The organism is Nocardioides zeae, assembly GCF_030818655.1.
GTDB lineage: Bacteria > Actinomycetota > Actinomycetes > Propionibacteriales > Nocardioidaceae > Nocardioides > Nocardioides zeae_A.
On record NZ_JAUTAN010000001.1, the window covers coordinates 2,468,255 to 2,480,151 of the forward strand.

10 protein-coding genes and 1 riboswitch are annotated in these 11,897 nt (G+C 75.3%); of the genes, 2 read left to right on the forward strand and 8 right to left on the reverse strand.

The genetic code is table 11. The features are described from left to right. Positions 1 to 385 precede the first annotated feature (385 nt). The 8 genes from QE405_RS11800 to gatC form a co-directional block, all read right to left on the reverse strand. Positions 386 to 1,201 carry an ECF transporter S component gene (locus QE405_RS11800; RefSeq protein WP_307200923.1) on the reverse strand — a complete coding sequence of 272 codons (816 nt, stop codon included), beginning with the start codon at positions 1,199 to 1,201 and terminating at the stop codon, positions 386 to 388. Then, positions 1,198 to 2,805 carry an ABC transporter ATP-binding protein gene (locus tag QE405_RS11805; RefSeq protein WP_307200926.1) on the reverse strand — a complete coding sequence of 536 codons (1,608 nt, stop codon included), beginning with the start codon at positions 2,803 to 2,805 and terminating at the stop codon, positions 1,198 to 1,200. The genes QE405_RS11800 and QE405_RS11805 overlap by 4 nt, the downstream gene beginning before the upstream one ends. After that, positions 2,802 to 3,908: an energy-coupling factor transporter transmembrane component T gene (locus tag QE405_RS11810; RefSeq protein WP_307200928.1), complete on the reverse strand. Its 1,107-nt coding sequence runs from the start codon at positions 3,906 to 3,908 to the stop codon at positions 2,802 to 2,804. The genes QE405_RS11805 and QE405_RS11810 overlap by 4 nt, the downstream gene beginning before the upstream one ends. Beyond that, positions 3,905 to 4,849 (reverse strand): hypothetical protein, encoded by a 945-nt coding sequence (locus QE405_RS11815; protein ID WP_307200930.1) that lies wholly within the window; start codon positions 4,847 to 4,849, stop codon positions 3,905 to 3,907. Before QE405_RS11815 ends, QE405_RS11810 begins: the two co-directional genes overlap by 4 nt. Further along, positions 4,846 to 6,522, reverse strand: a complete 1,677-nt coding sequence (locus QE405_RS11820) for a prenyltransferase/squalene oxidase repeat-containing protein (RefSeq protein ID WP_307200932.1) — start codon at positions 6,520 to 6,522, stop codon at positions 4,846 to 4,848. The genes QE405_RS11815 and QE405_RS11820 overlap by 4 nt, the downstream gene beginning before the upstream one ends. Before the next feature lie 82 nt (positions 6,523 to 6,604). Next, positions 6,605 to 6,707, reverse strand: a riboswitch (cobalamin riboswitch). A 68-nt stretch (positions 6,708 to 6,775) separates the two neighbouring features. Next, positions 6,776 to 8,272, reverse strand: a complete 1,497-nt coding sequence (gene gatB / locus QE405_RS11825; RefSeq protein ID WP_307200935.1) for an Asp-tRNA(Asn)/Glu-tRNA(Gln) amidotransferase subunit GatB — start codon at positions 8,270 to 8,272, stop codon at positions 6,776 to 6,778. Next, positions 8,269 to 9,816, reverse strand: coding sequence for an Asp-tRNA(Asn)/Glu-tRNA(Gln) amidotransferase subunit GatA (gene gatA, locus QE405_RS11830; RefSeq protein ID WP_307200937.1), 1,548 nt, complete (start codon positions 9,814 to 9,816; stop codon positions 8,269 to 8,271). The genes gatB and gatA overlap by 4 nt, the downstream gene beginning before the upstream one ends. Next, complete coding sequence (gene gatC, locus QE405_RS11835; RefSeq protein WP_163773856.1) at positions 9,813 to 10,124, reverse strand: Asp-tRNA(Asn)/Glu-tRNA(Gln) amidotransferase subunit GatC; 312 nt, start codon at positions 10,122 to 10,124, stop codon at positions 9,813 to 9,815. The genes gatA and gatC overlap by 4 nt, the downstream gene beginning before the upstream one ends. Before the next feature lie 97 nt (positions 10,125 to 10,221). Here gatC and QE405_RS11840 point away from each other — a divergent pair, with 97 nt between their 5' ends. Then, positions 10,222 to 10,776, forward strand: coding sequence for a SigE family RNA polymerase sigma factor (locus tag QE405_RS11840; protein ID WP_307200941.1), 555 nt, complete (start codon positions 10,222 to 10,224; stop codon positions 10,774 to 10,776). After that, the gene (locus QE405_RS11845; protein ID WP_307200943.1) at positions 10,769 to 11,896 is read left to right on the forward strand and encodes a hypothetical protein; all 1,128 of its coding nucleotides are present in this window, start codon (positions 10,769 to 10,771) and stop codon (positions 11,894 to 11,896) included. The genes QE405_RS11840 and QE405_RS11845 overlap by 8 nt, the downstream gene beginning before the upstream one ends. Position 11,897 lies beyond the last annotated feature (1 nt).

Consider the following 11,897-nt stretch of genomic DNA (forward strand, 5'->3'; position numbering starts at 1 on the left):
GTGTGCGGTTGGTGCGGGTCAGAGCCGGCCGGACCCTGCCCCAGGGTCACAGTTCGCGACCCCGGCCGATCTTGCGGAACGGACGCACTCCGGCGAGCGGGCAGGATGCATCCGTTCCGCAGAACACGTCGCGGTGCCTTCGGGCCTCGCTCCGCTCGGCCGTGCCCGCGGCGCTGCAGGCTCCCGCCCTTCGGTCGATCCCGACCACGCCTCCCCCGCTGCGCTCCTCCGACGCGGCCGCTCCTCCCTCAGGACACGAGCGCGCCGCGGGCGGCGGGGTGGGTGCCAGAGGCGCGGAACTGTGCGGTTGGTGCGGGTCAGTGCCGGCCGGACCCTGCCCCAGGTGCACAGTTCGCGACCCCGGGCCGGTGCGGGCCGGGGCGCCTCAGGCCCGGACCACCCGCGCGCGGCGCGCGGCCCGGCGCAGGGTCACGAGCACCGACGGGCCGAGCAGCACGAGGGCGAGCGCCGTCGTGAGGGCGCGGCCGGTGTCCCAGCTCGTCGTCGAGGTCACGAGCGTGTAGACGAGGAAGCGGCCCAGGTTCTCGTGCAGCGGGTCCCCCGGCACGAACATCAGCCCCTGGCCGTCGACGCCCGGGATGCCGATGCCGAGCAGGTAGGGCCAGCCCTGCAGGTTGAGCAGGAGGCCGTAGAGGTAGGCGGCGAGGACGCCGTACGCCGCGAGCAGCGCGATCTCCCACCGCCCGGTCACCGGTCGGCCCAGGACCCGCCGCGGCAGCAGGCCGGCGCCGAGGCCGACCCAGGCGGAGACGAGCATCTGGTAGGGCAACCACGGTCCGACGCCCGCCGTCAGCAGCGCTCCCGCGAAGAGGGAGAGCGCCCCCAGCACGAAACCGAACCCGGGCCCGAACACCCGGCCGGCCAGGATGAGCAGGAAGAAGACGAGCTCGAGCCCCGCGACCCCGGCGCCCATGCCGCGCAGCACGGCGTTGACCGCCGTCAGCACACCCAGCACGGCGAGCGCCCGGGCGTCGAGGCCGCCCTCGCTGAGCTCCGCGACGACCACGGCGAGCACGACGGGCAGCAGCACGAGGAAGAGGAAGGGCGGCTGCACCCGCGCCCCGGCCTCCGCCTGCACGAGCAATGGCCAGACGAGCATCATGAGGCCGGCGACGGAGGCGGCGCCGAGCACCAGTGCCGAGCGCCGGCCGATGGGCACCGGGGTGCCGACCGCGCTCACGGGGTCTCCCCTGCCGATCGCTCCGCCGCCGCGACGACCTCGTCGACCGTCAGCCAGCCCGCGCCGGTGATCTTCGCGACCTGCGGGGCGAACGACGGCGACTCGGCGAGCACGTCGCGCACGGTGCCGGCCGAGACCACCTCGCCCTCGGCCATCACGACGACGCGGTCGGCGACCCGCGCGACGAACTCCACGTCGTGCGAGGCCACCAGCACGGCGTGGCCGGCGTCGGCCAGACGCCGCAGCGTCACCGCGAGGGCCTCCTTCGCCGGGTAGTCGAGACCGCGGGTCGGCTCGTCCAGCAGCAGCACCGGGGGCTCGGCGACGAGCACGATCGCGAGCACCAGCGCGAGCCGTTGGCCCTCGGAGAGGTCGCGCGGGTGCTGCTCCGGGTCGATCCCCGGCACCATCGTGGCGAGCAGCGCGGCGCACGATCCCGCGTCGACCCGGGCGCCGGCGTCGGCGGCGGCGCACTCCTCGCGCACCGTCTCGAGGTAGAGCAGGTCGGCCGCGGTCTGCGGGACCAGTCCCACGCGCCGTACCCGTTCCTCCGCCGACACCGCCGCCGGGTCGACGCCGTCGACGGTGACCCGGCCGGCGTACCGCTTCCGCGAGCCCTGCAGCGCCCAGATGAGGCTCGACTTGCCGGCACCGTTGCGTCCCATCAGCGCCGTCACGACACCGCCCGGCAAGTCGACGTCGACCTCGCGCACGACCGCCCGCCGCCCGTGGGCGACGGTCACGCCGCGGCCCGTGAGCCCGGCGCTCGTGGGCGGACGATCGGGGCCGGTCGGCGCGGCGGGCAGCCCGAGCCCGCGCACCCGTCGCCGCGCGTCACGCACGGTCAGGGGCAGCGGCTCCCAGCCCAGCCGGCGGCCGAGCTCGACGATCGGGGGCACGACGGGGGCCTCGCGCAGCACGTCGGCGGTGTCGCCGACGCGCACGTGGCCGTCGCCGGTGAGCAGGCAGGTGCGGTCGGCGAACGGTACGACGCGCTCCAGCCGGTGCTCGGCGAGGAGCACCGACAGGCCGACGTCGTGGACGAGCCGGGTCAGGCTCGCCAGCACCTCCTCGGCCGCCGTCGGGTCCAGCGCCGACGTCGGCTCGTCGAGCACCAGCAGCCGCGGGTGGGCGGCGAGCACCGCGCCGATGGCGACCCGCTGCTGCTGCCCGCCGGAGAGCGCCCGCAGGTCCCGCGCGCGCAGGTCGGCGATGCCGAGCAGGTCCAGCGTCTCCTCGACGCGGCGTCGCATCGTCGCCGGCGTGAGCCCGAGCTGCTCCATGCCGTAGGCCAGCTCCTCCTCCACCGTGTCGGTGACGAAACCGGCGACGGGGTCCTGCCCGACGTAGCCCACGAGGTGCGCCCGCTCGCGCGGCGGCAGGTCCACGATGCTCTCCCCGTCGACGAGCACGTCACCGGTGAGGGTGCCGCCGGTGAACCGCGGCACGAGCCCCGGTACGACGCCCAGCAGCGTCGACTTGCCGACCCCGGTGCGCCCGGCCACGAGCACGAGCTCGCCCTCGTCGACCTCGAGGTCCACCCGGTCGAGCACCGGGGAGGACGCGTCGTCGTAGGTGAAGGTGATCCCGCGCAGCTCGATCACCGCGCACCCCCGTCGGGACCGGGCGGTGGCGGCGCGAGCAGCGCCACCAGCCCCAGCAGCGAGGCCGCCAGGGCCGCGACGCTCACCACGGGGGCCGCGAGCAGGTCGGGCTCGAGCACGCGCGGCTCGGTGCCCCGCAGCACCAGGAAGGCGGCCAGCACGGCGACGCCCGTCGCCACGACGACGACCTCGGGCCACCGCCAGGGCGCCGGTCGGTAGCGCGTGCGTCCCACCCGCCGTCCCGAGGCGACCATGCCGGCCACCGCCAGCGCCACGCCGAGCGCCAGCATCGGCAGCGCCAGCCAGCGGGGAGCGGTGAGGTCGAGCACCCCGTAGACGCCCACGCCGATCCCGACCATGCCTCCCAGCATGAGGGCCCCGGTGCGCAGGCGCTGCGCCCGGGTCGCCGTGCCGGACCGGCCGTAGCCGCGCGTGTCCATCCCGGCCGCCAGGGCCAGGGACCGGTCGAGCGCGTCCTCCAGCACCGGCACGAGCACCCGTCGGATGCTCGTCCACCGCCGCGCCCGGCCCGCGGGCGACGGGCGGAGGCGCTGGGCGGCGCGCACGCGGCGTACCGACTGCGCGAGCTGGGGCATCACGTTGACGGCGACGACGAGGGCGGTGCCGACCTCGTAGAGCGCCGCCGGCATCGAGGCCATCAGCCGCTTGGGGTTGGCGAGGGCGTTGGCGGCGCCGACGCAGATGACGATGGTCGCGAGGCGCAGGCCGTCGTAGAGCCCGCCGAGCAGCGCCTCCTGCGTGACGGGCCCGAGGAGCTGGATGCCGAGGACCGCGTCAGGCAGCGGGATCTCGGGCAGGTCGACGAGCACGCGCGTGCCGTAGGCGCCCCCGACGAGCAGCCGGAACAGCACCCGGAGCACGACGATGAGCGCCCCGACGGCGAGGTAGAGGTGGAAGACGCGTGCCCACGGGTGGTCGGTCCGTCGGGCCACCACCACGACGCACGCCACCGCGACGAGCAGCAGCTGGAGGTAGGGGTTCGACGTGGTGGACGCCGCCGCGGCCAGCCCGACGGCCCAGCCCCACCACGCGAGCGGGTGCAGCTCACGGGGCAGGCGGGCGACCGCCGCCCGCCCGCTCACAGCAGCGGACCCGCTTCCGACCTCCTCCGCCGGGCGAGGGCGACACCGCCACCACCCGCGGCCAGCACCACGGCCACGAGCCCGAGCGCCCACCACGGCACGCTGCCGCCCGCGGCCTCGTCGGCCGCGTCGCTGCTGCCCTCGGAGGCCACGGTCGCGCCCTCGTCGTAGGCGAGCGTCTCCCCCGCGCTCGGCGCACCGCTGGTCGGCGCCGCGGTGGGCTCCGTCGTCGGCGCACCGGCCTCCGTGGTCGCACCCGTCGTGGGCGTCCCCGACGGGCCGTCGGTCGGGTCGGTCGTCGCCGACCCCGGTACGCCGCTGCTCGGCGCACCATCGCCGCCGGGCGTGGTCGCGGGGGCCGTGCCGCGGGACGCGCCGCCGCTCGGGGAGCCGGCCGCGCCGCCGCCCGAGCCGCTGCCGGGGTTCGAGGGCGCCGAGGGACTGGAGCCGGAGCCACTGCCGGAGCCCGCCGAACGGTCGGTCGCGGCGATCCGCGGCCGGTCCATCGACCCGGCGTTCTGCCAGGTCCACGCGACGTAGCCGCCGTCCGGGACCTTGAGCCCCGTGACGCCGACGCCCGAGTACTGCCAGCCGGACGAGCCGTCCGACCACCACAGGCTCCAGTAGTTCTTCGCCCGCTGGTCGTCGCCGCACCGCGTCGTGGGGGCGCCGTCGACCGTGCAGACGTAGCCGGGCTGCCCCGGGTGGAAGCCCATCGAGAAGCCCGCCGAGGCGAACAGGTCGTCGGCGTTGCCGCCGGAGCCGACGCAGCGCGCGTCGACGCCGCCCCCCGCGGGCAGCGTCGTGCCGTCGACCACGACCGTCACCCCGCCGGCGCCGGTGCACCCGGCGGCCTCGGCGGGGGCGGCGGTGACGCCGCCGAGCACGGGCGTCGCCGCCACCGCGAGGGCGGTGGCGGCGACGAAGCGGGCGAACCTCACCTGACGACGGTGAAGGTGGACTTCACGAAGCGGTCCGCGTACTGGCCGACGATCGCGAACTCCCACCGGCCGAGCGTGCTGCCGCCGCGGAAGGCGAAGGAGGCGCGTCCGTTGGCGTCCGCCTTGCCGGTGCCGCGGACGCGGCCGTGGTAGCTGAGCGTGAACGGCTCGCCGGGCGCGAGCCCGCTGACCTTGACGGCCACCTGGCCGTTCTGGCGCACGGTCGCGGTCGACGTCAGGCCGAAGCGCTTGGCGGCGAGCGACCAGTACGAGATCTTCACCGACGAGCGGCCGGTGGTGCCCAGGTAGAGGTTGCGCAGCGCGGTGCCCACCGGCACGCGGACGGTGGCCGTGGTCTGGCCGTCGAGGTCGGCCGTCACGAACACGGGCTGCTGACCACCGACGAGGCAGCCGGTCTCGCCCGGGGCGAGCCCCGCGACGAGCACCGACATGGTGCCGCCGGAGCGCTGACGACCCGAGTCGGCGCGCATGCCGGGACGACCCTCGGCGGCGAGCGTCCACTGCAGCGCCGGGAACGCCTGGGCGGTGGCGAGCTGCCACTGGTAGGTCGTGTCCTCGGTGATGCCGTCGGTGCGGCCGGCCGCGAGCGCGGCGTCGTCGTAGGCGAGCGCGCCCTGGTCGCCGTTCAGCTGCGAGCGGCACGAGGCAATCTCGTTCACCTGGTGCTGGCGCAGCCAGGCGGCCGCGGCCTCCGGCTCGAAGCCGATGCCGGCGGGGTTCTCGTCGAGCTCGCCGAGCACGCCGAGCGCGAGGCCGGCGAGGCCGGTGCTGTTGGCGTTGGCGCCGATCTCGCCACCGTCGCCCCACGCGCCGTCGTCACCCTGCGTGGCCGCGAGGAAGTCGACCGCGCCGAGGATCGCCTCCTGGTTGACCTCGTCCGCGGACTGGTCGAGCAGCGCGAGGATCGCGAGCGCCGTCACGTCGGTGCTGCCCTCCCCGCCGGCGGCGTCGCAGGACTGGTCGGCGGCGGCCGGGTCGGAGAAGTAGAGGCGGAAGCCGCCGTCGGCGCACTGCTGCTCGAGCAGGAACGCGGTGGCGAGGGGCGCGAGGTCGCTGCCGGCGCTGTTCAGCGCCTCGACCGCGAACGCCTGGCCGAAGCCGTTGGCGTAGTCGGCCGCGAACTCGTTCTCGGGGTCGAACGTGTCGAAGATGCGGCCCTCGGCCGGGCCGTCGACGGTGACCTGGCCCTCGAGGCGCTCGACCAGGTCCACGTCGCCGTACGACGTCGCGTCACCCCCGGCGTACTGCACCAGCGTGAGGAGCTTGGCCGTGCCGCCCGCGCTGACGAGGGTGCCGAAGCCGTTGTCGCCGGTGTACGACGCGGCGAGCGGCTCGACGGCGTCGGTCACCGCGGCGACCGCCTCGTCGTCGCCCGCGTAGTAGAAGCTGCGGCCGGCGTCGACCGTGGCGCTCGTGTTGGGGCCGTAGCTGGTCTGGAGGACCCCGTCACCCTCGGCGAGCTGGGCGGTGAGCCAGGCGGCGGCCGCCTCGGCGGGCGCGGTGTCGTAGCCGTCCTCGGTGACGGCGGTGACCGCCGGGGTGGCGGCGGACGCCGTGAGCGGGGGCAGCAGGGCCGCCGTGGTGGCCGTGGCCGCGACCGCGGCGACGGCGAGCGCGCCGGCTCGGGGGCCGATCAGGTGACGCAGGGACATGGGTTCCTCTCCGCTGCAGCGCACGGAGACCCCCGGGGGACCCCCGCCGCGTTCCGCGACAGCGTGGTGTCAGGTACCTCGCGGCAGGTGTTCCGGCTCGCCGGACCCCGGAGGAGCCGGCCTACGGTTGCGGGTCAGCGCCGGATTCGGACCGGCTTCCCCTGCACGCGACGTGAGCGAGCGCCCGCCGACCGGCGGGCGCTCGTCACTGTAGCTGAGATCGGGCTGAGAGGACCCGTCCGCGCGGGTGGGGTCAGGCCAGCCGCTCGAGCACCAGCTCGCGGACCCGGCCGGCGTCGGCCTGGCCGCGCATCTCCTTCATCACGGCACCGATGAGGGCACCCGCGGCGGCGTGCTTGCCGTCGCGGATCTTCTGCGCCACGTCGGGGTTCGCCTCGATCGCCTTGTCGACCGCCGCGCCGAGCGCGCCGTCGTCGGAGACGATCGCGAGGCCACGGGCCGCGACGACCTCCTCCGGCGTCCCCTCGCCGGCGAGGAGGCCGTCGAAGACCTGGCGGGCGAGCTTGTCGTTGATCGTGCCGGCGTCCACGAGCGCCTGGGTGGCCGCGACCTGGGCGGGCGTCACGCCGACCTCGGCGAGCTCGACGCCCGCGTCCTTCGCCCGGCGGGCGAGCTCGGCGACCCACCACTTGCGCGCGGCCTGGGGAGCGGCACCCTCCGCGATCGTCGCCTCGACGAGGCCGAACGCGCCGGCGCCGACGGTGTCGCGCATCTCGAGGTCGGTGAAGCCCCACTCGCCCTGGAGGCGGGCGCGCTTGGCCGTCGGGTTCTCCGGCAGCGTGGCACGGAGCTCCTCCACCCACTCCCGGCTGGGCGCGACCGGCACCAGGTCGGGCTCGGGGAAGTAGCGGTAGTCCTCCGCGTCCGACTTCTCGCGGCCCGACGTGGTGATGCCGGTGTCCTCGTGGAAGTGACGCGTCTCCTGCACGACCGTGCCGCCGCCGTCGAGCACCGCGGCGTGGCGGGAGACCTCGAAGCGCACGGCCCGCTCGATCGAGCGGAACGAGTTGACGTTCTTCGTCTCGCTGCGCGTGCCGAGCGTGCCCGAGCCGGCGGGCGCGAGCGAGAGGTTCACGTCGGCACGCAGGTTGCCCTGGTCCATCCGGGCCTCGGAGACGCCCAGCGCCAGGATGAGGTCGCGCAGCTGCTGCACGTAGGCCCGCGCCACCGCGGGGGCCTTGTCGCCCGCGCCCAGGATCGGCCGCGTGACGATCTCGATGAGCGGGATGCCGGCGCGGTTGTAGTCGACCAGCGAGTGGTCGGCCCCGTGGATGCGGCCCGTCGCGCCGCCCACGTGGGTCGACTTGCCGGTGTCCTCCTCCATGTGGGCGCGCTCGATCTCGACCCGGAACGTCTCGCCGTCCACGTCGACGTCCATGTGGCCGTCGAAGGCGATGGGCTCGTCGTACTGCGACGTCTGGAAGTTCTTCGGCATGTCCGGGTAGAAGTAGTTCTTCCGGGCGAAGCGGCACCACTCCGCGATGTCGCAGTTGAGCGCGAGACCGATCCGGATCGCGGCCTCGACGGCCTTGCCGTTGACCGCGGGCATGGCGCCCGGCAGGCCGAGGCAGGTCGGGCAGACCTGCGTGTTGGGCTCGCCGCCGAAGGTCGCCGGGCAGCCACAGAACATCTTCGTCGCCGTGTTGAGCTCGACGTGGACCTCGAGGCCCAGCGCCGGCTCGTACCGCGTCAGCGCCTCGTCGAAGTCGACCAGGGTGTCGGCGCTCATCGGGCGACCTCCTCCAGCTCGGGGGCCTGCGCGAGCAAGGCCCCGCCCCACGTGCGTGCCAGCAGTGCCTCGACCGCCGCCCCCACCCGGTAGACCCGGTCGTCGGCCATCGCCGGCGCCAGCACCTGGAAGCCGACCGGCAGGCCGTCCTCGTCGGCGAGACCGGCGGGCACGGAGATGCCCGGGATGCCGGCCAGGTTGGCGGGGATCGTGGCGAGGTCGCCGGCGTACATCGCCAGCGGGTCGTCCAGCTTCTCGCCCAGCTTGAACGCCGTCGTCGGCGCCGTCGGGCTGACGAGCACGTCGACCTGCTCGAACGCCGCGTCGAAGTCGCGGGCGATGAGCGTGCGGATCTTCTGCGCCTGGCCGTAGTAGGCGTCGTAGTAGCCCGACGACAGCGCGTAGGTGCCGATGATGATGCGGCGCTTCACCTCGTCGCCGAAGCCGGCGTCGCGGCTCGCGCGCATGACCTCCTCGGCGCTGGGCGCATCGACGCCCTCGGGCAGCACGCGCCGGCCGTAGCGCATCGCGTCGAATTTCGCGAGGTTGGACGAGCACTCCGCGGGGAGCACCAGGTAGTAGGCCGCGATGGCGTGCACGATGTTCGGGCAGCTCACCTCGACCACCTCGGCACCGGCGTCCACCAGCAGCGCGACGGTCTCGTCGAAGCGGGCCTTCACGCCGGGCTGCCAGCCGTCGCCGCTCAGCTCCTTCACGACGCCGACCTTGAGGCCGGTCAGGTCGCCGGTGGCGCCCTGGCGGGCGGCGTCGACCAGGCTGGGGAGCTCCTGCGGGATGCTCGTGGAGTCGCGCGGGTCGTGGCCGCCGATCAGGTCCTGCAGCAGCGCCGAGTCGAGCACCGTGCGCGTCACCGGACCGACCTGGTCGAGCGAGTTGGCCAGCGCGACGAGGCCGTAGCGCGACACCGCGCCGTACGTCGGCTTCACGCCCACCGTGCCCGTGACCGCGCCCGGCTGCCGGATCGAGCCGCCGGTGTCGGTGCCGATGGCGAGGGGGGCCTCGTACGCCGCGACCGCGGCCGCCGAGCCGCCGCCCGAGCCGCCCGGGATGCGGGTCAGGTCCCACGGGTTGCGGGTCGGGCCGTAGGCCGAGTGCTCGGTGGAGGAGCCCATGGCGAACTCGTCCATGTTGGTCTTGCCGAGGATCGGCAGGCCGGCGGCCTTCAGCCTGGCGACGACCGAGGCGTCGTACGGCGGCACCCAGCCCTCGAGGATGCGCGAGCCGCACGTCGTGGGGAGGCCGGTGGTCGCGAGCACGTCCTTCACGGCGATCGGCACGCCGTCGAGGGCGTGGAGCGGGGCACCCGCCGCGCGGCGCTCGTCGGAGGCGCGGGCCTGCGCGAGGGCGCCCTCGGCGTCGACGTGGAGGAAGGCGTGGACACCCGAGGAGGCGTCGCCGTCGACGGCCGCGATCCGGTCGAGGTGGGCCTGCGTCAGCTCGACCGAGGTGACCTCGCCGGCGGCCAGCGCGTCGGCCAGCTCGGCCGCGGTACGGCGGGTCCAGTCGGTGGTCGCGGCGCTCACTGCTCGTCCCCCAGGATCCGCGGCACGCTGAAGCGCTGCTCCTCCACGGCCGGCGCGCCGGAGAGCGCCTGCTCGGCCGTGAGGCCCGGGACCACGACGTCCTCGCGGAAGACGTTGGTCATCGGGATGGGGTGCGACGTCGGCGGCACGTCGTCGCCGGCCACGCCCTGGATCGACGCCACGGACTCCAGGATCACGGAGAGCTGGGGCGCCAGGTGGTCGAGCTCGGCGTCGGACAGGTCGATGCGGGCGAGGTCGGCGAGGTGCGCCACGTCCTCACGCGTCAGCGACGGAGGTGTGTCGGGCATGGCCGTCATCCTAGTGACGGCGCCGACGTGCAACCGAACGGCGGGGGCACGTCGTCCTCCCTGTCGATCCACGAGGATCGTCGACGAAGGGGGACCCATGCCACCAGGGACGTCTCGGGCACCGTCCGACCAGGAGTTCAGCGACCTCGTCCGCACCGCGTGGCCGTCGCTCTACCGCACCGCCTACCTGCTGCTGGGCGACCACGGCCAGGCCGAGGACCTCGTGCAGACGGCGCTCGCGCGCACCTACGCCCGGTGGGGCTCGGTGCGCGACGTGGCCGCGGCCCCGGCGTACGCGCGCCGGGTCGTCGTGACGACCGCGACCACGTGGTTCCGTCGTCGCGGCTTCCGCGGCGAGACCCCCACCGACGTGCTCCCCGAGCAGGCCGGTGCCGACGGCCGCGTCGAGGAGCGGCTCGACCTCGTCGCCGCCCTGGCCACGCTCCCCCGTCGGCAGCGAGCCGTCGTGGTGCTGCGGTTCTACGAGGACCTCTCCGTCAGCGAGACCGGCGCGGTGCTCGGGATCAGCGAGGGCACGGTCAAGAGCCAGACCTCGCACGCGCTCGACAAGCTCCGGGCCGCGCTGCCCGCGACCCTCGCCAGCCTTCCCACGCCCTCGGCCCCCTCGACCCCGGAGGACTCCCGTGCCTGACGACCTGTCCACCTTGCTCCACGCCGACGCCGATGCCGTCCGCGTGCCCGCCCCCGACCCCGCCGCCGTGCTCGCCCGTGGCCGCGCGCTGCGCCGCCGCCGCCGTGCCGGTACGGCGCTCGTCGCGGCCGCCGCGGTGCTCGCGGTGGGCACCGGTGGCGTGCTCGTGGGCGACCTGCGGCCCGAGCCCGACCCGCCTCCGGCCAGCACCTCCGACCGGTCGACGGCCGCGGACGCGGCGACCCTCTACGCGACGTACGGCGCCTTCACGGTCGGCCAGGACGTGATCATCGGCGGCGACCGGGCCGTGACGATCGGGCGGGACGTCTCCTACGTCGCCCAGACCTCGGCGGGGGCCGTGGTGCTGACGACCTACGAGGCCACCGCCACGTCCGAGCGGCGGGTGGTGCTCGTGCGACCCGACGGGACGACCACCGACCTCGATGCCTCCATCGACGCCGGGTCCCTCGCCTCCCAGCCGGACGCGCCGTACATCGCCTGGGTCGACGAGACCCCCGAGGGCGGCGAGGTGCACGTGTGGGACGTCGAGACGGACCAGGAGGTCGGCCGCGGCGCGGTGCCGCCGGCCGCCGAGGAGGGCAAGGGCCGCCCCCTCGAGCTGAGCGGCGACGCGCTGCTCGTCGACGGCACCCTGGGCGGGTCCCGCTGGCTCGAGTGGCGGACCGGCGACCTGCTCCCCGTCGGCGAGGCGCCCGCGGAGGTGGCGGGACGGCTGCGACTCGCCTACCAGGGAAGCAGCGGGGCCGGACAGGCCGAGTACGCCGCGGTCGACCAGGCCACGGGGCAGGTCGTCCGCAGCGTGGACGTGGGGTCCGGTGCCGGCGAGGTCAGCCTCTCCCCCGACGGCCGCACGCTCTACGTCCCCGGCACGCCCGACGGCTCCGCCCGGGAGGCCGTGCTCGTGGACGTGGCCACCGGCACGGAGACACCGCTCGACGTCGCGACCTCGCCGACGTCGTGGACGCCCGACGGGGGTCTCCTCGGTCTGGCGGGCTCGACGGTCGTCGTGTGCCGGGCCTCCGGGTGCACCACGTTGCTCGACGGCCTCGACCGGATCGACGGGATGGTCGTCATGCCCGATGTGGTGAACGCCGGGTGAG

What these genes read in the sequence shown, in the direction of transcription:
- QE405_RS11820 (WP_307200932.1), bottom strand. Translation starts at nt 6,522, where the DNA reads ATGTCCCTGCGTCACCTGATCGGCCCCCGAGCCGGCGCGCTCGCCGTC.
- QE405_RS11840 (WP_307200941.1), top strand. Translation starts at nt 10,222, where the DNA reads ATGCCACCAGGGACGTCTCGGGCACCGTCCGACCAGGAGTTCAGCGAC.
- gatB (WP_307200935.1), bottom strand. Translation starts at nt 8,272, where the DNA reads ATGAGCGCCGACACCCTGGTCGACTTCGACGAGGCGCTGACGCGGTAC.
- gatC (WP_163773856.1), bottom strand. Translation starts at nt 10,124, where the DNA reads ATGCCCGACACACCTCCGTCGCTGACGCGTGAGGACGTGGCGCACCTC.